This window comes from Oceaniglobus sp. K40-3, from assembly GCF_055808395.1.
In genome coordinates, this window is the sequence record NZ_CM147868.1 from 967371 (window position 1) to 993811 (window position 26441).

Below are 26441 nucleotides of genomic sequence, written 5' to 3' on the forward strand. Positions count from 1 at the left end.
GGTGAAACACCCTCGCCTTGGTTGAAACGTACGATCCTATCCGGCCCCATGCGCCACCTCCATATCATGGGCACCGCCCAGCATCAGCCCGATGTCTTCGACGCTCAGCCCATGGGCCGGGCGCGCGGCCGAAAGGCGGCCCTCGTTCATGGCACAAAACCGGTCGGACACTTCCATCAATTCGTCAAGATCCTGCGAAATCACGATCACCGCCGCACCCTTGGCCGCCATATCCAGCAGGGCCTGCCGGATTGCCGCCGCCGCGCTGGCATCGACGCCCCAAGTGGGTTGATTTACCACCAAAACGTCGGGGTCTTGCAATATCTCGCGCCCGATCACGAATTTCTGGAGATTCCCGCCGGAAAGCGAGCCGCGCGGCATGGCCGGGGCCGGGGGTGCGCACATCGAAACGTTCGATCACCGTTTCGGCAAAGCGGCGCGCGGCCGTCCAGTTGAGAAATCCGTTATTGACCAGCTTCTTGCGCTGCGCACCCGTCAGCATTGCGTTTTCCGTCAGGCTCATATCCGGGGCGGCGGCATGGCCCAGCCGTTCTTCGGGCGCTGTCAGCAAACCAAGGGCGCGGCGGGCATTGGGGCCAAGGTGGCCGATGGGGGCGCCGTTCAGCACCACTGCGCTGCGTTCGGAAATCGCCTCGCCCGACATGGCGGCAAGCAGTTCATCCTGCCCATTGCCGGCAACCCCGCCAATGCCCAACACCTCGCCGGCGCGCAAATCAAGGCTGATGTCCTTGAGAGATGTACCAAAGGCATGGGGCGCCGCCAAAGACAGTCCTTTGACCGAAAGAACAATATCGCCCACCTCGGTCTGGTCGCGGCTGGGGGCGACCAGGGTTTGACCCACCATCAGCTCGGCCAGTTCGCTCGCGGATTTTTCGGCGGGCGTGCAATTTGCCACCACCTTGCCCAGCCGCAGAACGGTGGCCCCATCACACAGCGCGCGGATTTCCTCCAGCTTGTGCGAAATATAAAGAATCGCGGTGCCCTCCGCCGAAAGCTGGCGCAGGGTACGAAACAGGATTTCCACCTCTTGCGGGGTCAGAACGCTGGTCGGTTCATCCATGATCAGCAGCTTGGGGTCTTGCAACAGACAGCGGATGATCTCGATCCTCTGGCGTTCGCCTGCGCTCAGCTCGCCCACCTGACGGGTTGGATCAAGGGGCAGGCCATACGCCTCGCTCACCTCGCGGATGCGGGCGGACAGGGCGCGCCGGGGCGGCGGGTTTTCCATGCCCAGGGCAATGTTTTCGGCCACATCCAGGGCATCAAACAGCGAGAAATGCTGAAACACCATCGCCACGCCCGCGGCCCGCGCCGCATTGGGGTTGGCGGGGGTATAGGGCGCACCGCGCAGGGCCATGGTGCCGCTGTCGGGCCGCACCAACCCATAGATCATCTTGACCAGCGTGGATTTCCCCGCACCGTTTTCCCCCAAAAGCGCGTGAACCTTGCCGGCATGCAGATCGAACCCCACGCCAGAGTTGGCGACAACGCCGGGATAGGCCTTGGTCAGCCCCTCAATCCGCAACAGCGGTGCATTGTCATTCACGCGCTATCCCTCGCTGCGATGTATGCCGTTTTTTGCGACAGTAGCGTTGCCGCAACGCCAAGAGCAATGGCCTGTGGGTGTTTTCCCAACGCGGGCTGCCCGATCGGACAGCAGATGCGCAGAATTTGGGCGTCAGAATGGCCCAGTTGCCCCAGCCGCTTGCGAAACCGTGCCCATTTGGTAGCCGACCCGATCAATCCGGCACTGCCAAACCCATGAGCCAACAGCCGGTGACACAGTTCAAGATCAAGGGCATGGGAATAGGTAAGGATCAGGTGGTCGCCACCCGCCGGCGCATGGCGCACCACGTCGGCGGGGTTCACAGCGATCAGTTGGGTCACATTGTCAGGAACCGCCGGAAACCGTTCCGGGGCCGTATCAACCCAGGTGATTGCAAAATCTGGCAGGGGGGCAAGAACGCTGACCAAGGCGCGCCCCACATGCCCGGCGCCAAAAATCCACAGGGGGCGGGCGGGCGGCGCAATCGGTTCAACCATCCAGCCGTCGATGAAACGTGGCTGTATCTGTGCCCCGCCTCGCGCTTCGGCTAAAATCCGGCGCACGGACAGGGGCATCGCCCCGGCCCCGCGCGCCACCACCGGGCCGTCGATCCGGGCCAGGCGGTCGGCGTCCCATATTTCGCTTAACAGGCTGACCGCCCCACCACAGCATTGCCCCAATGCCGGGCCAAGGGCGATCCGCTCAACCCTGTCCGCATCCATGGACAAGGCCCGGTGAACCGCGTCAAATTCCAACGCGCCCCCGCCGATAGTGCCGCTTTGCCCCCCGGCCAGGCGCAGAGCGACGCACCCACCTCTCGGGGGGCCGATCCCTGCACCTCGGCCACGGCGATGCGCACCACCCGCCCGTGACGGGCGACCAGGGCGCGCAACTCTTCCAGATCAAAACTCATCCCTGCACCCGCTGCACGGCGCGCAGCACCTGTTCCGCCGTCGCCGGTGCATCCAGCGCAGGATAGGCTTCACCACAGGCCGCCACCGCATTGCTCAGGGCGAGAAAGGCGGAAATGCCCAGCATCAACGGCGGCTCGCCCACCGCCTTGGAGCGGTAAACGGTGTCGGCCCGGTTTTCCTGATCCCACAGGGCCACGTTGAACACATCGGGGCGGTCCGAACAGGCCGGGATTTTATAGGTGCTCGGCGCATGGGTGCGCAGCCGCCCCTGATCGTCCCAGACCAACTCTTCGGTGGTCAGCCACCCGGCGCCCTGCACATAGCCGCCCTCGATCTGGCCAATATCCAGCGCCGGGTTCAGGGATGCCCCGGCATCATGCAGCACATCGGTGCGCAGAATGCGGTTCTCACCGGTCAGGGTGTCGATCACCACTTCCGTCACTGCCGCGCCATAGGCAAAATAATAAAACGGCGTTCCCCGCCCGGCGATCCTGTCCCAATTGATGTCGGGGGTGGCATAAAACCCGGTGGACGACAGGGAAACCCGGTTCTGATAACACAGCGCTGCCGCCTCGGCAAAGCTGTAGGTCTCATCCGCCACGCGCACCTCGCCGCCGGAAAACACCACCGTTTTCGGGTCGGCCTGATGCAATCCCGCCAGACATTCCGCCATCCGGTCGCGGATGATGTCACTGGCCGCCTGCACCGCCATACCGTTCAGATCACTGCCCGATGATGCCGCCGTGGCGCTGGTATTCGGCACCTTGCCCGTGTCGGTGGCGGTGATCCTGACGGCACTCACATCCACCCCAAACCGCGCCGCCGCCACTTGTGCCACCTTCTGAAACAACCCCTGCCCCATTTCGGTGCCACCATGGTTCATGTGGATCGACCCGTCCTGATAGACATGCACCAACGCGCCCGCCTGATTGAGGTGGGTCAGGGTGAACGAGATCCCGAATTTCACCGGGGTCAGGGCAATTCCGCGCTTCAGAACCGGATGTTCCGCATTCCATGCCGCCACCGCCGCGCGCCGGGCCTCGTAATCCGAGGTTTCAATCAGCCGCTCTACCATCTCGTGCAGAATGAAATCCTTGACCGGCATATGATACGGCGTCGTTTGCACCCCGACCGATGGCGCCTCAACATTCCCTTCCACAGGAAAGGCATCGCCCACCCCCCGCGAGGTCAGATCGGCACCACTCTCCTTTTTACTGACCGAAATACTCTCGGGGGGGAGGCCGCAGGCCGGGGGGGCTGACAGCCCCCCTTTCCCGCCCGCCGCAGGCGCAGGCGCATAGAAATTCAACCGGCGCACCGCCAGCGGATCACGTCCCACGACATGGGCCAGATGGTCCAGAACCCGCTCGATTCCCAACATCCCCTGCGGCCCGCCGAACCCGCGAAACGCGGTGGCGCTCTGGGTGTTGGTCTTCAACCGGTGAGATTCGATCCGTACATGCTCCAGCAAATAGGCGTTGTCGGCATGCAGCATCGCCCGGTCGGCCACGGGGATCGACAGATCCTGCGCCCAGCCACAACGGGTGTATTGCATGAACTCGAGGCCCAGAATCCGCCCCTCATCGTCATGGCCCAGACGATAGGAAATGCAGAACTCGTGCCGCTTGCCGGTGATCACCATGTCGTCGTCGCGGTCATAGCGCATCTTGCAGGGGCGCCCGGTGGCACGGGCCGCAACGGCACAGATCACGGCCAGCGCGTTGCCCTGGCTTTCCTTGCCACCAAACCCACCGCCCATACGCCGGGTTTCAACCCGGACAGCGTGCATCGGCACCCCAAGCGCCTCGGCCACTTTGTGCTGAATCTCGGTCGGATGCTGGGTCGAGGAATGGACGGTCATATCGCCGCCCTCTTGCGGCAGGGCCAGCGCGGCCTGCCCTTCCAGATAGAAATGTTCCTGCCCGCCGATCTCGATCTGGCCCTCAAGGATATGGGGCGCTGCGGCAATGGCGGTGTCGGCATCGCCCTTGGCAAAGATGCGCGGGCCTTCCTCGAACCGGCTGTCCGCTTTGAGCGCGGCATCAATGCTCAGCAGGGCCGGCAATTCCTCGTAGTCAATCCGGGCCAGCGTTGCCGCCTTGCGCGCGGCCAGATGGCTGGTGGCAACCACGGCAAAGATCGGCTGTCCGATATAATGCACCGTGTCGGTGGCCAAAAGCGGTTCATCGTGGATCGAGGGTGAAACATCATTGGCAAAGGGCAGGTCGGCGGCGGTCAGCACACGCACCACCCCGGGGGCGGCGCGCACATCGTCAAGACCCATCGCCGTGATCCGCCCATGGGCCACCGAGGCGATGCCAAAGGCCAGATGCAGGCAATCGGACGGCACCGGGATGTCATCGACATAGCGCGCGGTGCCGGTCACATGCAGGCGCGCGGCATCGTGGGGCAGGGGCGCGCGGCGGGATCGGGCGAGCGGTCGTCTTTCATGGCTGCACCTCCAGCACCCGTGTGGCGCCGCCCAGATCCTCCAGCAGATACCGGGTCAGAAGGCCGCGCGCCACATCCAGACGATACCGCGCACTGGCGCGCATGTCGCTCATGGGGGCAAAATCCTGCTCCCATGCCTCCCATGCACCAGCAACGGCTTCGGCGCCCCAAGGCTGTCCGATCAGGGCCTGTTCCACATGGGTGGCCCGTTTCGGCACCCCGGCCATTCCGCCAAAGGCAATCCGCGCCTCGGCCACCTTGCCATCGTCGATGCGCAGGCTGAAACAACCACACAGCGCGCTGATGTCCTGATCAAAACGCTTCGAAATCTTGTAGCACTTCAGCCGGTCATCCTGACGCGGAATGCTGACAGATTCGACAAACTCACCGGGCGCGCGGTCTTGCTTGCCGTATTCGATAAAGAAATCCTCGATCGGCAGGCTGCGCCGGGTGTCGCCACGGCGCAGATGCAGGGTGGCCCCAAGGGCGATCAGCGCCGGGGGGCTGTCACCGATCGGCGAACCGTTGGCGATATTGCCGCCCACGGTGGCGGCGTTGCGTACCTGCACACTGCCATAGCGGCGGATCATTTCGGCAAAATCGGGGTGGTGGTCGGCCATCACCGGCAAAAGATCACTCAGGGTGACACCCGCGCCGATGTGGATGGCGGTGTCGGTGACATCAATCTCGCGCAAATCGGTGATGCCGCCCAAAAACGCGGTTTTTTTCAGATCGCGCAGGCCCTTTGTGACCCAAAGCCCCACATCCGTTGCCCCGGCAATCAGCGTGGCGTCGGGGTTTTCAACGTACCAGTTTGCCAGTTCATCGGCTGTTTTTGGTTGGAACGCCGAAGCGGCCCCATCGGTCACGGTTTCAGGGAGGGTCACGGGGGTGGCAATCCACTCTGGCACAGGCTCGCCTTCTGCCGCATGGGCCGCGCGCACGATGGGCGCATAGCCGGTGCAGCGGCACAGGTTGCCCGCCAGTTGGTTGTCGTGGTCGGTGCGCCCGTTCAGGTGGGCGGTGGCCATGGAAACGATGAAACCGGGGGTGCAGAACCCGCATTGCGCGCCGTGATGGTCGATCATCGCTTGTTGGACCGGATGCAATTCACCGTTTGGCCCGGTGATGCCTTCGACGGTGCGTATGGATTTTCCGGCCAGTTGCGGCAGAAACAGGATGCAGGCGTTCAGGGCGCGATGACCGCGTTCGTCGCTGACCATGACGGTGCAGGCGCCGCAATCGCCTTCGTTGCAGCCCTCTTTTGTGCCCGTCAGGCGGCGATTTTCGCGCAGCCAATCCAGAAGAGTGCGAGTGGATGGTTCACCGTCCACATGCACAGTTTCCCCGTTCAGAAGAAACGTGTTGCTCATTCGGACTGTTCCGCCGCCTTCTTTTTCATCAGGCCATTGCACCCCGCCCGATGCGGCGTAAAGCAGTGGTGCGGCCCTTTGAAGCAGTGAAGCGTGAAACGCGGCGCAAAGCAAGGATTTATATATTTATTGATCCGGCGCGTGGAATGGGGGCCTGCGCGGTTCTTGCAGGGGGGGCGACATTTTCGGTCCTTTCCTCGGGGGCGTCAGCGGATTACGTTGCGCGGATGAACAATGATCCCCGATTCATTCACCTGCGCCTGCACACCGAATATTCCCTGCTGGAAGGTGCGATGCGCCTGAAGAAACTGCCGGGTCTTTGCGCGGCCGGTGGAATGCCCGCCGTGGCCGTGACCGACACCAACAACATGTTTGCGGCGCTGGAATTTTCAGTCGCGGCGGTCGATGCCGGGGTACAGCCGATCATCGGCTGTCAGGTTGATGTTGCCTATGATCCGGCGGCGCCGGGGAAAAACCGCGCGCCCCGGCGGCTGTGGTTTTGCTGGCGCAGGATGAGGCGGGTTATGGCAACCTGATGAAGCTGAACTCGGCGCTGTATCTGGACAAGCACGGCGCATTGCCCGAGGTGACGCTGGAGGATCTGGCGGCCCATTCCGCCGGGCTGATTTGCCTGAGCGGCGGGCCGGATGGCCCGGTGGGGCGTCACTTGCGTGCCGGGCATCGGGACCGGGCCGAGGCGTTGATGCAGCAGTTGGCCGGGATCTATCCCAACCGCCTGTACGTCGAATTGCAGCGCCACCCCCGTGACGATTCCACCCCGCCCGAACCCGAGCGTCTGACCGAGCAGGGGCATGTGGAAATGGCCTATGCCATGGATCTGCCGCTGGTGGCGACGAATGATGTCTATTTCCCCAAGGCCCGGATGTACGAGGCCCATGACGCCCTGATCTGCATTTCCGAGGGCGCCTATGTGGATCAGCAGGAACCGCGCCGCCGTCTGACGCCGCAGCATTACTTCAAATCCCCCGCCGAGATGGCGGCGCTGTTTGCCGATCTGCCCGAGGCGATTGAAAACACCGTTGAAATTGCCCGCCGCTGCGCCATCAAATCCGAACGCCGCGCGCCGATCCTGCCGAAATTCGCCGATGACGAGGTGCAGGAGTTGCGCCGTCAGGCGCAGGCGGGGCTGGTTGAACGGCTCAAGGTCATCCCCCACGCCGTTTCGGTTGAGGATTACGAAAAGCGGCTGGAATTTGAGCTGGGTATCATCGAGGGCATGGGGTTTCCCGGTTATTTCCTGATCGTGGCGGATTTCATCAAATGGGCCAAGGATCACGACATTCCCGTGGGGCCGGGGCGTGGCTCTGGTGCCGGGTCGCTGGTGGCCTATGCGCTGACCATCACCGACCTTGATCCGTTGCGCTACTCCCTGCTGTTTGAACGGTTCCTGAACCCGGAACGTGTGTCGATGCCGGATTTTGACATCGACTTTTGCATGGACCGCCGGGAAGAGGTGATCCGCTATGTGCAGGGCAAATATGGCCGCGATAAGGTGGGCCAGATCATCACCTTTGGCGCGCTGTTGTCCAAGGCGGCGGTGCGCGATGTGGGGCGCGTGTTGCAGATGCCTTATGGTCAGGTTGATCGCCTGAGCAAGATGATTCCGGTCGAGGGGGTGAAACCCGTTTCCATCGAAAAGGCGCTGGCCGATGAGCCGCGCCTGCGCGAAATGGCCCGGGACGAAGAAGTCGTCGCGCGGCTGTTGGAATACGGTCAGCAGGTTGAGGGGCTGTTGCGCAATGCCTCGACCCATGCCGCCGGGGTGGTGATTGGCGACCGGCCCCTGGATGAACTGGTGCCGCTGTACCAGGACCCACGATCAGACATGCCCGCAACCCAGTTCAACATGAAATGGGTGGAACAGGCCGGGTTGGTCAAATTCGACTTTCTGGGCCTGAAAACCCTCACCGTGATCCAGAACGCTGTTGATCTGATTATCGGCGGCGGGCGGCCCCTGCATGTGGGGGCTGACGGGGCGACATTGTATCAGCCGCCCGAGGGGGGCGAGAATGACATCAACCTGATCCCGCTGGATGACAAGCCCAGTTACGATCTGTACGCCAGCGCCAAAACCGTGGCGGTGTTTCAGGTGGAATCCAGCGGCATGATGGATGCCCTGCGCCGGATGAAACCCACTTGTATCGAAGACATCGTGGCACTGGTGGCGCTGTATCGTCCCGGCCCGATGGAAAACATCCCCACCTATTGCGAGGTCAAGAACGGGCTGAAGGACCGCGCGTCGATCCACCCCAGCATTGACGGCATTCTGGAGGAAACCCAGGGCATCATCGTTTATCAGGAACAGGTGATGGAAATCGCGCAGGTCATGGCGGGCTATTCCCTTGGCGGTGCCGATCTGTTGCGCCGCGCCATGGGGAAAAAGATCGCCGCTGAAATGGCCAAGGAACGGCCCAAATTCGAGGCGGGCGCCAAGGCCAACGGGGTGGATAAAAAGAAGGCGACCGAGGTTTTCGACCTTCTGGAAAAATTCGCCAACTACGGGTTCAACAAATCCCACGCCGCCGCTTATGCGGTGGTGTCGTATCAAACGGCGTGGCTCAAGGCGAACCACCCGGTTGAATTCATGGCCGGGGTGATGAACTGTGATATTCACCTGACGGACAAGCTCTCGGTTTATGCCGAGGAAGTGCGCCGGGGGCTGAAGATTGAAATCGTGCCGCCCTGCGTGAACCGCTCGGCGGCGACGTTCACGGTGAAGGATGGCAAGGTCGTCTATGGGTTGGGCGCGCTGAAAAACGTCGGGCTTGAGGCGATGAAGCTGATCACCGGGGCGCGGATCGTTGACGGGCGCGACAAACCCTTTGCCACCCTGTTCGATCTGGCGCGCCGGTCCGATCTGAAACGGGTGGGCAAGCGCCCGATGGAAATGCTGGCCCGGGCCGGGGCGTTTGACCAGCTTGATTCCAACCGCCGCCGGGTGTTTGCTTCGCTGGATGCGCTGGTCAATTATTCGGCTGCGATTTTTGAGCAGAAAAGCAGCAATCAGGTGTCGCTGTTCGGCGATGCGGGCGATGATCTGCCCGAACCGCGCCTGTCGCCCGCGGGCGATTGGTTGCCGGCCGAAAAACTGGCCGAGGAACACAAGGCGATCGGGTTCTATCTGTCGGGTCATCCGCTTGATGATTATATGGCGGCGCTGAAGCGCAAAAAGGTGACGACGCTGGCCGATCTGTCGCTTGAGGTGGCCAACAAGGGCGCGCGCATCGCCAAACTGGCGGGCGCCGTGGCCAGCCGCCAGGAACGCAAATCGGCCAAGGGCAACCGGTTTGCCTTTGTGCAACTGTCCGATCCCACCGGGCTGTATGAGGTGACGCTGTTTTCCGACACGCTGGAAAAATGCCGCGATCATCTGGAACCGGGCATGAACGTGGTGATCACCGTCGAGGCGACCTTTGAATCCGAGCAGTTGAAACTGTTGGGCCGCTCAGTCGCCCCCATCGACAGCGCGGTGGCCGATGCCGGGGGGCGGGCCTGCGGGTGTTCGTGGACGAGGAAGCGGCGGTTGCCGCTGTCGCCTCGGTGCTGGGGCGGGCCATGGGCGATCAGAAAATCCGGGCGCGCGGGCCGGTGCAATTGTGCCTGATGCACCCCGATCTGCCCGGCGAGGTCGAAGTGTCACTGGGCGTTGATTTTCCGGTGACGCCGCAGATCAAGGGCGCGATCAAATCCCTGGGTGGTGTCGTAACGGTTGAGGATCTGTGATGGTGGCTGGATTGCGCTGGGTCGTTTTGCTGGGCCTGATGGCCTTTGCCTTGTCGTCGTGCGGGGGGCTGCCTTTTGGGGGCAAGGATCTGCCTGTTCAGGGGCTGGCCGCCGATCAGGCCGGGCTGAACAGCGAGGGTAAGGCTCTTGCGCCAGAGTCCGCGTCAGCGCCAAGTCACAGAACCACCGGGCGCGCCGATCTTGCCCCCCGGATGAGGCGCCATCCGAGGTGGCCGATGCCGAACCGCCCCGCAAGGGGTTCTTTGGCACCCTGTTCGGTGGGGGCCGCGCCGCCGCGCCGGGCGAGGGCGCCCCGCACCTTTTCGGGGCCGCTTTCGCCGCCCCCGGCCCTGTGGAAGCGACGCCCACAGTGGCCAAAGGCACAGTTTTGCCCTTTGGCGAGGTGGCGACGATCTGCGGGCTGGGCAAAAGCGATCTGGGCGATGCTGTCGCGCAATCCCCCAATGACGGGCGTGCGCGTTGGCAATTGCACGATCCGATCCCGGCCTCGACCGGGGCGCGTTCGCAATTTGTGACCGGGTTCCGCGACCGCTGTGCGCGGCAGGTGACCGGCGCGCTGGTGCTGTTCGGCGCGGCAGATGTGCATGAGGCAACCCGATATGACACTGGCAACACCCGGCCCTATTCCGCCACGGATACCGCCTATGAAAAGGTGAAATCGCGCATCTGCGGTGTGCGCGCCAATGTGCCTTGCCCGGCAGACCGCACCGCCCGCCTGAACAAGGCGGTGAGTTTCGTGACCGTTTATCCGCGGTTCGGCACCACGTCGGAATGGTTTGAATTGTTGCTGGTGAACGGTCAGCTTGCGGCCAGCGACGTCACCGGAAGCTAGCACCTACCAGTGGGGCGGGCGCTGATCGGCCAGCGGGACGCTGCCACCTTCGGACAGTTCACGCTCGGCCTCGCGCTGCATGACCATGGCAAGGCGGCGTTCGATCCGTTCGATCCTGTCTTGTTGTGTGGCCACGATATCGGACAGGTCATCGACCACCCGCGTCAGATGTGCGATCCGTTCCTCAAGCTGTTGACGACCCTGTTCCATACCCGCAGCCATAGCACCGCCGGATCGGGAAAATCCAGCCCCTATGCCGCCTTGGCAAAGCGCGCGGGCAGATCGCCCATGTCCTTGGCCCGGTCAATGGCCCCGGCAATGTCGGTGTCCAATGCGGCGACCAGATCGGCCATGTCGGTGATCGCGAAATAGACCGGCTGCACGATGTCGATGCGATAGGGGGTCCGCAGGACTGTCATTAGATCAAAGGGCAGCACCTCGGCCACGCCCCCCGTGGCATTTTCCACCTCGGCAGGGGATGACGCGATACCGGCGCCATAACCGCGCAGCCCGTCAGCCGTGTGAATCATGCCGAATTCGACGGTGAACCAGAACAGCCGGAACAGCCGCCATGAATACCCCTTGCCCAGCTTTACCGCCGTTTTGCCGAATTCCTCGATAAAATCACAGAACGCCGGATCGGTCAGCATCGGGCAATGGCCGAACACTTCGTGAAAAATATCCGGCTCTTCGATGTAATCCATGTGTTCGCGGCGGCGCAGAAAGGTGGCGACGGGGAACTTGCGTTTGGCCAGCAGCGCAAAGAATTCCGATGGTGGGATGATGGCCGGCACCCCTTTGACCCCGGCGCCGGTCAACTGCTGCAAACGGGCGTCGATCTCGGCGATCTGCGGCACCGCATCGGGGGAAAGCCCCAGCCGCGCAACCCCGTTCAGGAATTGCGGCGCGATCCGCCCTTTCAGAAACGTCATCTGCCGGGTGAACAGGCTGTTCCAGACGGCGTTTTCTTCGTCGGAATAGGAAAACCGGCCATCGGCATCGGGGTGTTTTGAAGCATAGGTCATTGGAAACCTCCATTCGCTGTTGTTTCAATTCTACGCCAGATGTGAGAGAATAAACTTCCAGAGGTCCGGTTTTGCGGGGTATGATTGGAATGATAATCGGAAATTGCGGGTAAAATGGAATTTTCTGATCCCGAGCGCGCCCTTTTGCGCGCCTTGCAGGACGACGCATCGACGCCGCTGGCGGAACTGGGCGCAAAGGTCGGGATGGCGCAGTCCACCGTTTGGCGCAAGGTGCAGGAATTTCAGGCAGCGGGCCTGTTGCGGGCGCGGGTGGCGCTGCTTGATCCGGTGCTGGCGGGGGCGGGGCTGTGCGTGTTTGCCCATGTCTCGCTGGCCGATCACGCCGAGGATTCCATTCGCGCCTTTGCCGCCATCGTGCGCGCCCACCCCGAAATCATGGAATGTCATGCCGTGGCCGGGGCCGACGATTATATCCTGAAAATCCGCTGTCGTGATGTTCCGGCCTATGAGAGGTTTCTGACAAATGTTCTGCTGCGCGATGCCCATGTGCGCGCGGTCACCTCGTCGTTCGCCCTGCGCGAGTTGAAGGAAACGACGGCGCTGCCGATCTAGCCCGCCACCTTGCCCCCGTGGCCACCTTGGGCTAGACGCTGGCGCGAAACGCACCTGCGAGAGTCCCATGGCCAAAGTCAAAAAAACGCCCCGCCCCAAGGCCCAGACGCCGAAGGGATTTCGCGATTATTTCGGCGCCGAGGTAACGCGCCGCAAGGCGATGCTGGATAAGATCGCCGAGATTTATCATCTCTATGGGTTTGACGCGCTGGAAACGTCCGGTGTGGAAACGGTTGAATCCTTGGGCAAATTCCTGCCCGATGTCGATCGCCCGAACGAGGGTGTGTTCGCATGGCAGGATGAAGACGCCGACTGGCTGGCCCTGCGCTATGACCTGACCGCGCCTTTGGCCCGTGTCGCGGCGCAGTATCGCAACGATCTGCCCGCGCCCTATCGCCGCTATGCCATGGGGCCGGTCTGGCGCAACGAAAAGCCGGGGCCGGGCCGGTTTCGCCAGTTTTATCAGTGTGATGCCGATACCGTTGGCGCGCCATCCGTCGCCGCCGACGCCGAAATCTGCGCCATGCTGGCCGACGTGCTGGAGGCGGTGGGGATCGCCCGTGGCGATTACATCATCCGGGTGAATAACCGGAAGGTGTTGAATGGGGTGATGGAAGTCGCGGGCCTGTCCGGCGACGACAAAGAGGCCGAGCGCGGGATCGTGTTGCGTGCGATTGACAAGCTGGATCGGCTAGGTGTCGAGGGCGTTCGTGCATTGCTGGGCGAAGGGCGCAAGGACGAGAGTGGTGATTTCACCAAGGGTGCGGGGCTTGCCGATTGGCAAGTGGAGAAAGTCCTGATGTTTGTCGATGCTAATCAGCGAATGAACGATGCCGACAGCCTTGGTGCGCAGCAATGGGCACAACGTGGTGATCCACGCTTAGCGAGTTCGATTACTGAGGAAATGGTGTATCGTGCAAGTGGGGGTCTTGCCGCAAGTGGATCGGCAGCAGGGTATCGCGCAAACATTCAGACACTCCAATATCTGATGCAGCTTGTCGAAAATTCTACAATCGGGTGTGAAGGCGTTGGTGAACTCGAAACCATTGCCAAACTCCTTGATGCTCAAGGCTACGGTCCCGACCGCATTATCATCGACCCTTCCGTCGTCCGTGGCCTCGGTTATTACACTGGCCCGGTCTATGAGGCGGAACTGACCTTTGAAACCCTTGATGAAAAGGGCAAGCCGCGTCAGTTTGGCTCTGTCGCGGGCGGGGGGCGCTATGACGATCTGGTCAAGCGGTTTACCGGGCAGGAGGTTCCGGCGACGGGGGTTTCCATCGGGGTTGACCGTTTGCTGGCGGCCCTTGCGGCGCAGAACAAGGGGCAGGGCGAGGACGACGATCTGGTGGTTGTCACGGTGATGGACCGCGATAGGATGGCCGATTATCAGAGGATGGTGGCGAGGCTGCGCGCGGCAAAAATCCGCGCCGAGGTCTATCTGGGCAACCCCAAGAATTTCGGCAATCAGTTGAAATACGCCGACAAACGCAACGCCGCCTTTGCTGTGATCCAGGGCGGTGATGAACATGACCGCGGCGTGGTGCAGATCAAGGATCTGAAACTGGGCGCGCGGCTGGCCGAAACGGTCAGCCATGAGGAATGGAAGGATCAGCCGGCACAGTTTGAATGCCCGCTGGATGATCTGGTCAGCGAAATCAAAAAGCGGCTCGGGAAGGTCTGATGCCAGTTGCAGCCATCGCCAAAGCGGCGATCCTTGCCGAAGCCGCCCGCCTGCGCGCCCTGTTCGACGGGGCGGGCGCTGTGCCGGTGGAAACGACGATCCTGCAACCGGCGGGCACCCTGTTGGACCTTTACGGCGAAGACATCCGTGCGCGCGCCTTCACCACATCCGACCCGCTGCACGGCGAACAGATGTTGCGCCCGGATTTCACGGTGCCGGTCGTGCAGATGCATATGGCCAGCGGTGCCGATCCGGCGCGTTATACCTATGCCGGTGAGGTGTTTCGCCGTCAGGAGGACGACCCCGACCGTGCCCGCGAATATATTCAGGTGGGGTTTGAGGTGTTTGACGGCAGCGATCCGGCCCGCGCCGACGCCGAGGTGTTCGCGCTGATTGCCGGGGCGCTGGCGGATATTCCCCTGCGCATGGCCTCGGGCGATATTGGCATTCTGATCGCGGCGATCCACGGGTTGCACACCAGCGACCGGCGCAAGGCGGCGCTGTTGCGCCATCTGTGGCGGCCGGGGCGGTTTCGCGCGCTGCTGGACCGTTTCAGCGTCGAAACACCGGGCAAGCGGCGCGGTAAATTGCTGCAATCGGGCGATCCGTTCAAAAACGCCGGGCCAGAGATCGGAATGCGCAGCCGCGCCGAAGTGGAAACCCGCCTTGCCGCATTGCGCGAAGATGCCGCCGAACCGCCGCTGCCCGCCGCGCAGGTGCAACTGCTGGACGACCTGCTGAATTTGCAGGATCGCGCCCCCGCCGCCCTGCATCATCTTCAGGATCTGGCAGTGGATATGCCGGCCATCTTTCGCGCCGTAGAAACCCTTGAGGCGCGGCTGGATGCCCTGAGCGCCCGGGGAATCGACGTGGACCGGCTGGATTTTGAGGGCAGCTATGGGCGCACCAACATGGAATATTACGATGGTTTCGTCTTTGGCCTGTATGCCGAGGGCCGCCGCGATCTGCCCCCCGTGGCCAGTGGCGGGCGGTATGACGCGCTGACCCGGGTTCTGGGGCAGGGGCGGTCCATTCCGGCGGTGGGGGGCGTGATCCGCCCCGATCTGGCGCTGTTGCTGGGGGGCGTGACATGACCCTGAAACTTGGCGTGCCGTCCAAGGGGCGGCTGATGGAAAAGACGTTCGATTGGTTCGCGGGCTTTGGCATTACGCTGGCGCGCACCGGATCAGAGCGGGAATATTCCGGCGTTGTCGGCGGGATCACAGGTGTCGAACTGGTGCTGTTAAGCGCCGGTGAGGTGCCCCGCGAATTGGCCGCCGGGCGTATCCACATGGGCGTGACCGGCAGCGATCTGGTGCGTGAAAAACTGCCTTTGTGGCATGTGCAGGTGACGGAACTGGCCGAAATGGGGTTTGGCCACGCCGATCTGGTGATCGCGGTCCCCGATCACTGGGTCGATGTGGAAACGCTGGATGATCTGGATGCCGCCGCCGCCGCATTTCGCGCGCAGCACGGGTTTCGGATGCGGATCGCCACCAAATATCACCGGCTGATCCGCACCTATCTGCGCACCCACGGCGTGGCCGATTATCAACTGGTCGACAGTCAGGGCGCCACCGAAGGCACCGTGCGGCAGGAAACCGCCGAGGCGGTGGCCGACATCACCAGCACGGGCGAAACCCTGCGCGCCAATCACCTGCGGATGCTGAGTGACGGGCCGGTGCATGAATCACAGGCGACGCTGTTCAAATCCCTGACGGCCCCCTGGGATGACGCGGCCTTGGCAGCGATGGAGCAGATCAAGGCGCGGCTGCACCTGCGTGATTAACGCACCCCGATTTCCGACAGGGCGGTGGCCAGTTCGGGGGGCAGGGCGGTTTCGGCGGAACGCCCCTTGCGCAGATCGGCGGGGGCATCGGCGGGCAGCAGATAGCGCCAGCCCTGAAACGGGCGTTTGAGGGCGGTATCGGTGCGGATCACCTCGGGCGCCAGAACGATGCCGCAGCGGCGGATGCCGTCTTCGCCGATCACTTCGCGAAATCCGGTGATGCGCTGGCGGCACTGGATCAACCCGTTGACGACCCAATACATTGATCCACCGGCCAGAATTTCATCGGCACGCTTGGGCCACATCCGGGTGACATGCCAATGGGTGCCGTCCGCCACCTGACGGCGGCGCAGCTGTTGCCATTCAATCAGCGTGTCGACGGATTCGGACCCGACGCTGAGTTTCAGCATGTTTACAAAATCATCCACCGATTCACCCCCAAGTGATGCGCATATGGTATGGTAATGCGTCAGGACTTCAAGGTGTGGTGGTGTCGCGGTGTTGCGCGTGGTAGTCTGAATACCTTCCCGCGACTCGCCTTACACCCTCAGGCCCACAACTTCAGGATTGCGCCCATGACCCGTTTCGCCGCCCCCATCGCCGAGCAGATTTGGGACATGAAATATCGCCTGAAATCTGCCGATGGCACGGTCGGGGATGCGACGGTTGAAGACACCTGGCGGCGCATTGCCCGGGCCACGGCAGCGGTCGAAAAAGACCCGGCCCTGTGGGAAGACAGGTTTTACGCCGCGCTGGAAGATTTCAAATATCTGCCTGCCGGGCGGATCATTTCCGGGGCCGGCACCGGGCGCAGCGTGACCCTGTTCAACTGTTTTGTCATGGGCACGGTCCCCGACAGCATGGGCGGCATTTTCGACATGCTGAAAGAAGCCGCGCTGACCATGCAGCAGGGGGGCGGCATCGGCTATGATTTCAGCACCATTCGCCCCAGGGGCGCAGAGGTAAAAGGCGTGGCGGCGGATGCCAGTGGGCCGCTGTCATTCATGGATGTCTGGGATGCCATGTGCCGCACCATCATGTCAGCCGGATCACGGCGGGGCGCGATGATGGCCACCATGCGGTGCGATCACCCGGATATCGAGGATTTCATCACCGCCAAATCCGACCCGGCCCGCCTGCGCAATTTCAATGTCAGCGTGTTGATCACCGATCCGTTCATGGATGCGGTGAAAGCGGATAAATCCTGGGATCTGGTGTTTGAGGGCAAGGTGTTTCGCACCTTGCGGGCGCTGGATTTGTGGAATGCGATCATGCGCTCGACCTATGATTTTGCCGAACCGGGGGTGATTTTCATCGACCGGATCAACGCGGCGAACAACCTTGGGTATTGCGAAACGATCGCGGCCACCAACCCTTGCGGTGAACAACCCCTGCCGCCCTATGGTGCCTGCCTGCTGGGGTCGGTGAACCTTGCACGTCTGGTGCCTGACCCGTTCGGCGATGGCGCCGCGTTGGATGAGGCGGCTTTGGGCGATCTGGTCACGGTGGCCGTGCGGATGATGGACAACGTGGTGGACGCCTCGCGCTTTCCGCTGGAGGCGCAGGCCGAGGAGGCGAAGAACAAGCGCCGGATCGGGCTGGGCGTGACCGGGCTGGCCGATGCATTGCTGATGGTCGGCGTGCGCTATGGCTCGGACGAGGCGGCGCGTCTGACCGAGCATTGGCTGCACTGTATCGCCCGCGCCGCATATCTGGCGTCGGTGGACCTTGCGACCGAGAAAGGCGCGTTTCCACTGTTCGACGCCGAAAAATTCCTTGCGTCGGGTGCGATGCAGGGGATGGACGGCGACGTGCGTGATGCCATCGCAAAGCACGGTATCCGCAACGCCCTGCTGACCTCGATCGCGCCGACCGGCACAATTTCGCTTTATGCCGGAAACGTGTCGTCGGGGATCGAACCGGTGTTCGCCTATGCCTATACGCGCAAGGTTCTTCAGAATGACGGATCGCGGACCGAGGAAGAGGTGGTGGATTACGCCGTTCAGATGTGGCGCGACCGGATGGGCGATGCCGATCTGCCCGATCATTTCGTCAACGCGCAGACCCTGGCGCCGCTGGACCATGTGAAAATGCAGGCGGCGGCGCAGAAGTGGGTGGATCTCGTCGATCTCCAAGACCATCAACTGTCCCGAGGACATTTCCTTTGACGCGTTCAAGGATGTGTACATGGAGGCCTGGGACCAGGGCTGTAAGGGGTGCACGACCTATCGGCCGAATGCCGTTACGGGGTCGGTTCTGAGCGTTTCGACCACAGAAGAAACCGGCAGTGCAGGCGCGTCCATGCCGATGGCCACAGATGAAGGTGAACCGCAGATGCCCCACGGGGATGTGGTGTATCTTGCCGAGCCGCTGGACCGGCCGCAGACCCTTGAAGGCAATACATACAAGGTGAAATGGCCGGACAGCGAACATGCGCTTTATATCACCATCAACGATATCACGATCGGCGGTCACCGGCGCCCGTTCGAAGTGTTCATCAACTCCAAGAACATGGAGCATTTTGCCTGGACCGTCGCCTTGACCCGGATGATCAGTGCCGTTTTCCGGCGCGGCGGAGACGTGTCATTCGTGGTAGAAGAGCTGAAAGCGGTGTTCGACCCACGCGGTGGCGCCTGGATGCAGGGCAAATACATCCCCTCGATTCTTGCGGCCATCGGTGGTGTGATCGAGCGGCACATGATCGCCATTGGTTTCATTGCGGGCGAAGGCATGGGCCTGAAATCAGACCCCCACGCCGATCTGGCCGACCAATCCCGTCCGCGCGGCAAAACGTGCCCGTCCTGCGGCGGTTTTGAAATGCGCATGGTGGAAGGTTGCGCGACCTGCGCGACCTGCGGATTTTCAAGGTGCTCGGGGTGAATGGTCTTTGAATCTTGATGTCGTGTTATAGGGGGTAATTAAGAGCCATTCGGCCCAAAAAAACGGCCACTGGGTGGGGCTAAAATGACCACTGACAGCTGAGTCATTGAAAATATTTAATCTGCAAAATGCCGATCCGAGAGGGTCGGCATTTTCGTTTGGGTGGCTGTACTGCCGGGGTTGATCTTGACCAAAGCAGCCGATTGTTCTCAGTAAGGTGCCATGGATCCGGATCCTCTTGTTGAAAACACAGCAGCCAGAGAGGGTGACGTCCCCGGACGTGGTGTAGCTTGCGGTGGCCATCGGGTTTCTCGGTAGGGTCGGGTTGTGATGACCAACCTGAACCGAGGATTACACCCGATGACCAAACAGATGATGGACCTGCGTGCGCTTGTGGAAAAGAGCGCCGATGCCGATTTGCTCCGCGAGATGATCGGTTTCGCCGCCGAACGGCTGATGGACCTGGAGGTCGGCGCCAGGACCGGCGCCGACTATGGCGAGAAGAGCGTCGAACGTCTGGCGCAGCGTAATGGCTACCGCGACCGGGATTGGCAGACCCGGGCAGGCAGTGTGGAGTTGCGCATCCCCCGGCTGCGCACCGGTTCCTACTTTCCCTCTTTCCTGGAGCCTCGACGGGCCGCGGAGAAGGCGCTGACGGCCGTTATTCAAGAAGCCTATGTCCATGGCGTATCGACCAGAGCCATGGACGATCTCGTGCAGGCCATGGGCGGGACCGGAATCTCCAAGAGCCAGGTCAGTCGGCTTTGCGAGGAAATTGATGAACGGGTCGATGCCTTTCTGACCCGACCGATCAACGGCGAATGGCCATACCTCTGGATCGATGCCACCTACCTCAAGGTTCGCCAGGGCGGCCGGATCGTCAGTGTCGCGGTTACCCTCGCAGTCGGCGTGAACACCGACGGGCGACGCGAGGTTCTGGGCATGGTGATCGGCGCTTCGGAGGCCGAGCCTTTCTGGACCGAATTCCTCCGTGACCTTGTCCGCCGCGGGCTGAGTGGCGTGAAGCTCGTTATCTCGGATGCGCACGAAGGCATCAAGGCCGCGACGGCCCGCGTGCTGTCCACAACCTGGCAGCGCTGTCGCGTCCACTTCCAGCGCAATGCCCTGGCCCATGCCGGCAAGAACAGCCGACGTGTCGTGTCCGCCTTCATCGCCACCGCCTTCGCCCAACCAGATCACACGGCCGCCAAGGTGCAGTGGCGTCTGGTGGCCGATCAGATGCGGCCCAAGCTGCCGAAGCTCGCAACGCTCATGGATGGAGCCGAGGAGGACGTTCTGGCCTGCATGGGGCTCAGCCCGTTCTTGCCTCAACCCGTCCCCCGGACGGTTTGCCGCCTTCGGCGGACCGGCGCGAACTCCCCAGCAACATCGCACCAAGCTGCACTCCCCCAACCCCATCGAACGACTGAACGGCGAGATCAAGCGGCGCACCGATGTCGTCGGGATCTTTCCGAACGAGCCCTCAATACGACGTCTCGTCGGCGCGATCCTGATGGAACAGACCGAGGAATGGACCGTCCAGCGTGGTCGCTACATGACACTGGAAACGCTCGCACCAGTCTGCGATGATGCCATCGTCAGCTTGCCTGCCGCGCAGTGCGACTGACCAACTCCGCCCGCCCGGAAGCGCGAGGCCCATCCGGAGCTACACCACGACATGGGACACCATCACAGAGAGCTGCTTGAAGCTGTCCGCTAATGGTTTGGCGCACAGATTTAGAGAGGACACCTATGCCCCGAATTCCATTTACTGACGTCACATTTCCGCCTCAGGGTCGCCCAGAACTTTATGAGGTTGAGCGTCGACTCAGAGATTTCCTGATCGAATATCGAGAGAGAACAAAAAGCCCAAAACGAGGCCATGTGTTGGGTATCTTAGATCGTGCCAAGATCGAACGCCGTGGGCGTTGTTGCAGCATTCACGCTTGAGGCGTGACCTCCCCCTTTCCCCACTGACGTCATGCGACGCGAACGATCTCGGCGGTACCGAGGGCGTTGAAGCGGTTCATGAGGGCGATGCGGATGTGGATTTCGGCGGTCTGTCGGTCGGGATCTCGTGCGGCGATGCGTTCGCCGAATGCCTTGAGGCAGCGCATCTTTGCCTCGATCCGGCTGCGGGCGTGGTATCCAGTCCAGCGTTTCCAGAACGCCCTGCCATAGTGCCGGGTGGCTCGCAGGGTCTCGTTTCGAGACCTTGCTGCCGGGCAGTCTTCTTTCCACTCCCGCCCGTTCTTGCGGATCGGAATGATCGGAACGGCATCTCGCTCGATGATGGCGAAATGGCAACGGCGCGTGTCATAGGCCCCGTCCACTGCCCGGCAGGCGATTGCGGAGCAATCGGCCGAGAGGGGCGGTTACAGTGCCGATCGGTTCGCCCTCCGGGATCTGGTCGAGCAGGTCTGGCAGCACTGGGCTGTCGCCGTCGCGGCTGGGAGTGAATTCGACGGCGCGGATGTCAGACGTGGCAGTATCCATGGCCAGATGGACCTTGCGCCGCTCGCCATCGTCGCTCGGACCGATGGCGCGACATGGCTCGCCGTCGGCCCTGCACCCCGTGCTTGCGAACCTGCCACTCACCATCGCCGAGGAACTTGATCCCGGTGCTGTCCACTGCCCGGCAGTGCATCACGCAGTGATGTCACGAGAGGGGACGAGCAGGTTGAACGGCCCGTCGGCACGGCGGTAGGGGATTTGGACGGCCAAGGTCTTCTGCCTCCGGCACAAGGTAGAATAGTCAGGGACTGGCCAGTCCAGCCCGGCCAGTCGCAAGAGGCTGGCGACCATTCCCGCGGTCTGTCTCAGCGGCAGCTTGAACAGCACCTTGATCGACAGGCAGACTTGGATCGCCGCGTTCGAAAAGACCGGCGGGCGCCCGAGGCGCCCCTCATGCGGTGCGAGCCAGGCCATCTCCTTGTCCACCCAGATCAGCAGCGATCCGCGCTTTCTGAGCGCAGCGTTGTAGTCAGACCAGTTCGTGGTGCGGTAGGGGAGTGTCATGAACTTTGTGTATCTGGCCTGGCCCATGCGGGTTTCAGATACAGTCACGCATTGAAGCGATCCTCGAACATTATGGCGAAATGATTGCGAGCCGCAAACCATTCTCGAACATTCCGGCCGCCTTTCTCAAAGTTGCGGATCGCCAAGTAGATCAGCTTCGTGGCTGCGTCTTCGGTCGGGAACGATCCTCGCGTCTTGATCGATTTGCGGATTACCCGGTTCAAGCTTTCAATTGCGTTGGTGGTGTAGATGATTTTCCGGAGTTCAAGCGTGAAGCAAACGATCCGGGGGATCGTTTGTAGCGCCGAACGGATCAAAGGCAAAGAACGGTATTACCTCTTGCCAAGCCCTGCACCAGGCGGGGGCGATCGACGCATATTTGCTGGCCCATTTTTCTTCAAAGGCATCCAGCTCCGCAGCGGCTTGCTCGGCTGTAGGGGCACTGTAAATCCGCCGCAGGTCAGCCGCCACCTCCTTGCGATCTTTCCAGGCACAGAAGTTCAGCGAGTGGCGCACGAGATGGACAATGCACGTTTGCACGGCTGTGTCCGGAAAGGCTGCGGTGATGGCATCAGGGAAGCCCTTGAGACCGTCTACGACCGCAATCAGGATATCTTGCAGCCCACGGTTCTTCAGCTCTGTTGTCAATGAGCGTTCAAAACTGACCCGGTTTCAGCATTTGATTTTGACCCGCCTATTGGGAGGCAAAGCCCTCAGGCGGGCCGCCCTCATATAGCGAGTCCGTCTGTGGGCTTTGCTTGCGGTGCGGTTATTCTTCTCTGCGGCTTTTGCTCTGCGCGAAGCGGTATGACGTATTGCCGGTCTCGATGATGGCGCAGTGGTGCTGACCTGCCCCCCGGAAGTTCCCTCAATCTGATGTAGAGTCTGCCCAACCTGAAGGAGCAGACGAGATGAGGAAAAGCCGTTTTACCGATGCGCAGATAATCGGGATGATCAAAGAGCAGGAGGCTGGTTTGCCAACCGCTGATCTGTGCCGGAAGCATGGCCTGAGCCCTGCGACGTTCTACAAGCTGAAGGCCAAGTATGGCGGGATGGATTTGTCCGATGCTAAGCGGCTGAAGCAGCTCGAGGATGAGAACGCGAAGCTGAAACGCCTAGTGGCAGATGTCATGCTGGACAATGTTGTGCTGAAGGATCTCCTGGGAAAGCCCTGACGACGCCGATGCAACGGCGGGACGCAGCGCTGCGGGCGATGCGGGATCATCCGATCTCTCAACGCCGGGTCTGCGTCCTGATCGGTGTCGATCCCAAGACCGTGCGGCGCGAAAGATCGCCCGATAATCCGGAGGTCCGCCTGGAAATGAACAAGATTGCTGAGAAACGGCGCCGGTTCGGTTACCGGCGCATTGGCGTCCTGCTGGAGCGCGTGGGCATGATTATGAACGAAAAGAAACTTTACCGAATTTACCGGGAAGAGGGTCTGTCAGTGCGCCGCCGTAGAGGCCGGAAACGGGCGCGAGGCAGCCGCACACCGATGCCAGTGCCATTGCGCCCGAACCAGCGCTGGTCCTTGGACTTCCTGTCCGACACCTTCGGAGCCTGTCGCAAATTCCGCATCCTGGCTGTGAACGACGATTGCTGCCGCGAAAACCTATGCCTGGTCCCGGACACGAGCATCTCCGGGGCCAGGGTCGCACGGGAGTTGGATGCGCTGGTCCGGATCTATGGGAGGCCCGCCTGCATTGTCTCGGACAATGGCACCGAGTTTACCAGCAAAGCGATCCTGAAATGGGCAAACGACAACAAGGTCGAGTGGCATTACATCGATCCCGGCAAGCCGCAGCAGAACGGCTACATCGAGTCATTCAACGGCAGCCTCCGCGATGAATGCCTGAACGAAGAGATCTTCGACACCTTGGCAGATGCCCGCCGAACGCTGGCCCTCTGGCGCTACGATTACAACAACGTCAGGCCACACTCATCGCTCGGCAACAAGACCCCAGCAGAAGCGCGCCGGGCGCTTGACCTACATGATGGCACCGCGCCCGGCGCGCTTGCCACACCCGAAATCGACGACTATCAAACCCAAGGACTCTCGTTATGAATGAGGGACGACCGGGGGGCAGGTCAGTGCGTGACGCGGTCCAGCAGCGCGGTTGTCATCTTGGCATCCACTGCCCGGCAGTCGCTGCTTGCAGCGATGAGAGGGGCCGAAGACAGCGACCCATTCCCCGAACTCCAGATTGGTGGTGATGATGACGCTGGTTTTCTCGTAGAGCTTGCTGATCAGGTGGAACAGCAGTGCGCCGCCGGATTTCGGGAAGGGGATGTAGCCCAACTCGTCGATGATGGCGCAATCCAGGGCCGACAGTTGCCGGATGATCTTCCCGGCGTTGCCATCGGCCTGTTCCTTGATCCACTGCCCGGCAGTGCATGTTTACATGCATGAGAGGGAGGGCATTGATCAGATCGACCGCGTTGAAGAAGCGGGCCTTTTTGCCGTTGTTGATCAAGGCGGTTCCAAGCGCGATGGCGATGTGGGTTTTGCCTGTTCCGGTTCCGCCCACCAGGATGAGGTTGTGTGCCTCTTCGGTAAACTGGCCCGAGCAGAAGGGCTCGATCCGGGCCTTGGTGACGGCTGCCGCGCCGTAATCGAAGGTGGCGAAGTCCTTGTGATGAGGGAACTTCGCGATGCGCATTTGATACTGGCCTCTCGGCGATGCAAAGCATCGCCTGTCAGCTAATAGATGGAGCGCACCCGGCGCTCTACAGTTTCCGCGTCGATCAGTTGCTTTATCGCTGTGGTCAGACTGGGCGGCTTGCGCGCGGACAGCAAATCATGTGCGCAAGCTGCCATTCCATGCAGCCTCAGGGCGGTCAGTTGATCAATGAGAGCGTTCATATGACGGCCCCCTCTGCCGAGCACAGCGTTTCATAGCGCTTACAATCGGCCTCCGGGCGCAGGGTCAGCTGTGGATAGACGTATGTTTCGCTCAAGGAGGTGATGACCGGCTCGACCAGCTGGTTAATCAGATTGACGATGGCCGGCAGGCGCAGGGTGTTTTGCTCCACCGCCAGATCACACGCAATCTCGACCACCTCGATCCGGTGATCCTGGGCCAGCAGAAGCAGATCAACAAACTCCCGATCCCCACCTTTGCCGGCCATGTAATGTTCCCTGATCCGATGCATGGCATCTGGCAGTTGCCAATCCACGAAGGGCGCCCCGTTGCGCAAGGCACCGGGTTTGCGATCCAGCAGAGGAACATAATGCCACGGCTCAAAGTAGCTGATGTTGCGGGTGAAGCGGCGCCTGTGTTCGGCAATGACATTCTGGCCTGACACCAGCACGATCCGGCCCGCATAGGCGCGCAAGGAGACATGCTGGCCTGCAAACCGGGACGGCACGCTGTAGCGATTGCTGGCATATTGAACCAGGCAGGTGGAGCGGACACGCACCGTCTTCTCCACATAGCCATCAAAAGCCCGCCCCAGGGGGCGCAGCCCGGCGCGTTCATCTTCAAAAACCTCTGCAACCGTGCGGGTCGAATGTTCAGGATGAGCGCGATTTGCCAGCTCCTCGCAGCGCAGGCGCAACCAGTCGTTCAGCCCATCCAGATCATCGAAGGCTGGCATTGGGGCAAACAACCGGCCTCGCAAAAACTGGACCTGGTTCTCGACCTGACCCTTCTCCCAGCCCGACGCGGGGGGCAGGGCCGTCCAGAAGGGCGCCATTGGTTCAAGCCCAATGGACGGCGGCTCCATGACATAGTGGTTCATCAACGCGAGGAACCGCGGATGGAATATCCGATCCTTCGAGCGGGAGACATAGGTCACCATCGTTTTGGGATTGTCGATGATCCCGGGGCTCCGCCCGTTCACATCTCAAACCGTCCCCCGGACGGTTTGCCACCTTCGGTGGGTCGATGTTCACCCCGTCGCGGGACCCCGCCGTAGAAGGACAACGCCCGCACAAAGGCATCCAGCACCATCTCCTGGGCTTCGCCGGGATAGGCGACGACAAAGGGCTTGCGACTATGGCACAGGCGGAAGTGGGCAACCTTCACCGATCGCTCGACACCGCCCAGGACAACCCGTTCCTCGCTCCAGTCAAATTGCAGCGCGTCACCTGCCGCAAAATAAAGCGGGATAAAAGCCTCGCCCGAACCGGCACCGGCCTGCTTCAGATCGCGGACAAATCGCTGAACCGGCGAATAGGAACCAGGATAACCTTCCGAGACAAGCTGCTCGTAAAGCCTCACGGCCGTTCGCCGTTCCCGGCGTGGTCGCTTCTGGTCCTGCTCGAACAGCTCCTGAAGCCGAAGATCAAACCCGTTGCACAGTTTGTGCCGAACCGGCGGGGCTTGGCGCTGGTAGCTCGGCGGGCTCTCATCCTTCAGATACTTCTTGATCGTGTTGCGCGATAATCCCGTCGCCCGCGCAACAGACCGGATACTGCGCCCTTCAACCAGCACCCACAGACGGATCTTCGATACACTTTCCATCAATAACACCTGCTCTTCCCTCCGCACTTGAAGCGCCGATGTTAACGAAACAGGTGGGTCAATTTTACTCGCTCATAACCCACCTAAGTGGGGCAATTTCGCAT

Annotated in this window: 15 protein-coding genes and 8 pseudogenes; 9 read left to right on the forward strand and 14 right to left on the reverse strand. The window is 61.7% G+C overall.

Annotated features, from left to right (window positions below):
• Nucleotides 1–36 precede the first annotated feature (36 nt).
• The 4 genes and pseudogenes from AC0L7P_RS05010 to xdhA form a co-directional block, all read right to left on the reverse strand.
• Nucleotides 37–1567, reverse strand: a pseudogene (locus tag AC0L7P_RS05010) (ABC transporter ATP-binding protein).
• A pseudogene (gene xdhC / locus AC0L7P_RS05015) lies at nucleotides 1564–2480 on the reverse strand (xanthine dehydrogenase accessory protein XdhC). The pseudogenes AC0L7P_RS05010 and xdhC overlap by 4 nt, the downstream one beginning before the upstream one ends.
• Nucleotides 2477–4867 carry a xanthine dehydrogenase molybdopterin binding subunit gene (gene xdhB, locus AC0L7P_RS05020; RefSeq protein WP_473434743.1) on the reverse strand — a complete coding sequence of 797 codons (2391 nt, stop codon included), beginning with the start codon at nucleotides 4865–4867 and terminating at the stop codon, nucleotides 2477–2479. The pseudogene xdhC and the gene xdhB overlap by 4 nt, the downstream one beginning before the upstream one ends.
• 61 nt (nucleotides 4868–4928) lie before the next feature.
• The gene (gene xdhA / locus AC0L7P_RS05025) at nucleotides 4929–6305 is read right to left on the reverse strand and encodes a xanthine dehydrogenase small subunit (RefSeq protein WP_473434744.1); all 1377 of its coding nucleotides are present in this window, start codon (nucleotides 6303–6305) and stop codon (nucleotides 4929–4931) included.
• Between the two features lie 227 nt (nucleotides 6306–6532).
• Here xdhA and dnaE point away from each other — a divergent pair.
• A pseudogene (dnaE, locus tag AC0L7P_RS05030) lies at nucleotides 6533–10049 on the forward strand (DNA polymerase III subunit alpha).
• A gap of 229 nt (nucleotides 10050–10278) precedes the next feature.
• Nucleotides 10279–10902 carry a hypothetical protein gene (locus AC0L7P_RS05035; RefSeq protein WP_473434745.1) on the forward strand — a complete coding sequence of 208 codons (624 nt, stop codon included), beginning with the start codon at nucleotides 10279–10281 and terminating at the stop codon, nucleotides 10900–10902.
• Nucleotides 10903–10905: 3 nt separating this feature from the next.
• On the opposite strand, the gene AC0L7P_RS05040 is transcribed toward AC0L7P_RS05035, so the two are convergent.
• Both AC0L7P_RS05040 and AC0L7P_RS05045 read right to left on the reverse strand, forming a co-directional pair.
• A complete protein-coding gene (locus tag AC0L7P_RS05040) occupies nucleotides 10906–11112 on the reverse strand; it encodes a SlyX family protein (RefSeq protein ID WP_473434746.1) in 207 nt (68 codons plus the stop codon).
• 41 nt (nucleotides 11113–11153) lie between these two features.
• Nucleotides 11154–11927, reverse strand: coding sequence for a phenylalanine 4-monooxygenase (locus AC0L7P_RS05045; RefSeq protein ID WP_473434747.1), 774 nt, complete (start codon nucleotides 11925–11927; stop codon nucleotides 11154–11156).
• A gap of 114 nt (nucleotides 11928–12041) precedes the next feature.
• On the opposite strand from AC0L7P_RS05045, the gene AC0L7P_RS05050 reads away from it, so the two are divergent.
• The 4 genes from AC0L7P_RS05050 to hisG all read left to right on the forward strand — a co-directional run bounded on the left by AC0L7P_RS05050 (nucleotide 12042) and on the right by hisG (nucleotide 15973).
• Complete coding sequence (locus AC0L7P_RS05050; protein ID WP_473434748.1) at nucleotides 12042–12500, forward strand: Lrp/AsnC family transcriptional regulator; 459 nt, start codon at nucleotides 12042–12044, stop codon at nucleotides 12498–12500.
• A gap of 67 nt (nucleotides 12501–12567) precedes the next feature.
• Nucleotides 12568–14184 carry a histidine--tRNA ligase gene (gene hisS, locus AC0L7P_RS05055; RefSeq protein ID WP_473434749.1) on the forward strand — a complete coding sequence of 539 codons (1617 nt, stop codon included), beginning with the start codon at nucleotides 12568–12570 and terminating at the stop codon, nucleotides 14182–14184.
• Complete coding sequence (locus tag AC0L7P_RS05060; RefSeq protein WP_473434750.1) at nucleotides 14184–15278, forward strand: ATP phosphoribosyltransferase regulatory subunit; 1095 nt, start codon at nucleotides 14184–14186, stop codon at nucleotides 15276–15278. The genes hisS and AC0L7P_RS05060 overlap by 1 nt, the downstream gene beginning before the upstream one ends.
• Nucleotides 15275–15973, forward strand: a complete 699-nt coding sequence (gene hisG, locus AC0L7P_RS05065; RefSeq protein ID WP_473434751.1) for an ATP phosphoribosyltransferase — start codon at nucleotides 15275–15277, stop codon at nucleotides 15971–15973. The genes AC0L7P_RS05060 and hisG overlap by 4 nt, the downstream gene beginning before the upstream one ends.
• On the opposite strand, the gene AC0L7P_RS05070 is transcribed toward hisG, so the two are convergent.
• Nucleotides 15970–16401: a DUF1489 family protein gene (locus AC0L7P_RS05070; RefSeq protein ID WP_473434752.1), complete on the reverse strand. Its 432-nt coding sequence runs from the start codon at nucleotides 16399–16401 to the stop codon at nucleotides 15970–15972. The two genes, hisG and AC0L7P_RS05070, sit on opposite strands and share 4 nt — an antisense overlap.
• Before the next feature lie 147 nt (nucleotides 16402–16548).
• On the opposite strand from AC0L7P_RS05070, the pseudogene AC0L7P_RS05075 reads away from it, so the two are divergent.
• Nucleotides 16549–18853: pseudogene (locus tag AC0L7P_RS05075) on the forward strand (adenosylcobalamin-dependent ribonucleoside-diphosphate reductase).
• Between the two features lie 360 nt (nucleotides 18854–19213).
• A pseudogene (locus AC0L7P_RS05080) lies at nucleotides 19214–20480 on the forward strand (IS256 family transposase).
• Between the two features lie 352 nt (nucleotides 20481–20832).
• Here AC0L7P_RS05080 and AC0L7P_RS05085 read toward each other — a convergent pair.
• Together AC0L7P_RS05085 and AC0L7P_RS05090 are read right to left on the reverse strand one after the other, a co-directional pair.
• Nucleotides 20833–21871, reverse strand: a pseudogene (locus AC0L7P_RS05085) (IS5 family transposase).
• Nucleotides 21872–21915: 44 nt separating this feature from the next.
• Nucleotides 21916–22510 (reverse strand): annotated as a pseudogene (locus AC0L7P_RS05090) (IS256 family transposase); the annotation flags it as partial.
• A gap of 272 nt (nucleotides 22511–22782) precedes the next feature.
• Between AC0L7P_RS05090 and AC0L7P_RS05095 the strand changes: the two are divergent.
• Nucleotides 22783–23936 (forward strand): IS3 family transposase gene (locus tag AC0L7P_RS05095; protein ID WP_473432659.1). Its coding sequence is split into 2 segments (ribosomal slippage): nucleotides 22783–23032 and nucleotides 23032–23936, totalling 1155 coding nucleotides; the frame shifts between segments, so codons are not numbered across the junction.
• Here the strand turns inward: AC0L7P_RS05095 and AC0L7P_RS05100 are convergent.
• The 5 genes and pseudogenes from AC0L7P_RS05100 to istA form a co-directional block, all read right to left on the reverse strand.
• Entirely contained in the window at nucleotides 23931–24248 is a 318-nt protein-coding gene (locus AC0L7P_RS05100) for an ATP-binding protein (RefSeq protein ID WP_473435401.1), read from the reverse strand. The two genes, AC0L7P_RS05095 and AC0L7P_RS05100, sit on opposite strands and share 6 nt — an antisense overlap.
• Before the next feature lie 88 nt (nucleotides 24249–24336).
• Nucleotides 24337–24531: pseudogene (locus AC0L7P_RS05105) on the reverse strand (ATP-binding protein); the annotation flags it as partial.
• Nucleotides 24532–24572: 41 nt separating this feature from the next.
• Nucleotides 24573–24734 carry a hypothetical protein gene (locus AC0L7P_RS05110; protein WP_197422327.1) on the reverse strand — a complete coding sequence of 54 codons (162 nt, stop codon included), beginning with the start codon at nucleotides 24732–24734 and terminating at the stop codon, nucleotides 24573–24575.
• Nucleotides 24731–25714, reverse strand: coding sequence for a Mu transposase domain-containing protein (locus AC0L7P_RS05115; RefSeq protein ID WP_473434753.1), 984 nt, complete (start codon nucleotides 25712–25714; stop codon nucleotides 24731–24733). The genes AC0L7P_RS05110 and AC0L7P_RS05115 overlap by 4 nt, the downstream gene beginning before the upstream one ends.
• Nucleotides 25711–26337 (reverse strand): IS21 family transposase, encoded by a 627-nt coding sequence (gene istA, locus AC0L7P_RS05120; RefSeq protein WP_473432712.1) that lies wholly within the window; start codon nucleotides 26335–26337, stop codon nucleotides 25711–25713. Before istA ends, AC0L7P_RS05115 begins: the two co-directional genes overlap by 4 nt.
• Nucleotides 26338–26441: the final 104 nt, after the last annotated feature.

Bases quoted from the DNA above. Each gene is read 5' to 3' on its own strand.
- xdhA (WP_473434744.1), bottom strand. From the start codon at position 6,305: ATGAGCAACACGTTTCTTCTGAACGGGGAAACTGTGCATGTGGACGGT.
- AC0L7P_RS05040 (WP_473434746.1), bottom strand. From the start codon at position 11,112: ATGGAACAGGGTCGTCAACAGCTTGAGGAACGGATCGCACATCTGACG.
- AC0L7P_RS05045 (WP_473434747.1), bottom strand. From the start codon at position 11,927: ATGACCTATGCTTCAAAACACCCCGATGCCGATGGCCGGTTTTCCTAT.
- AC0L7P_RS05050 (WP_473434748.1), top strand. From the start codon at position 12,042: ATGGAATTTTCTGATCCCGAGCGCGCCCTTTTGCGCGCCTTGCAGGAC.
- hisS (WP_473434749.1), top strand. From the start codon at position 12,568: ATGGCCAAAGTCAAAAAAACGCCCCGCCCCAAGGCCCAGACGCCGAAG.
- AC0L7P_RS05060 (WP_473434750.1), top strand. From the start codon at position 14,184: ATGCCAGTTGCAGCCATCGCCAAAGCGGCGATCCTTGCCGAAGCCGCC.
- hisG (WP_473434751.1), top strand. From the start codon at position 15,275: ATGACCCTGAAACTTGGCGTGCCGTCCAAGGGGCGGCTGATGGAAAAG.
- AC0L7P_RS05110 (WP_197422327.1), bottom strand. From the start codon at position 24,734: ATGAACGCTCTCATTGATCAACTGACCGCCCTGAGGCTGCATGGAATG.
- istA (WP_473432712.1), bottom strand. From the start codon at position 26,337: ATGGAAAGTGTATCGAAGATCCGTCTGTGGGTGCTGGTTGAAGGGCGC.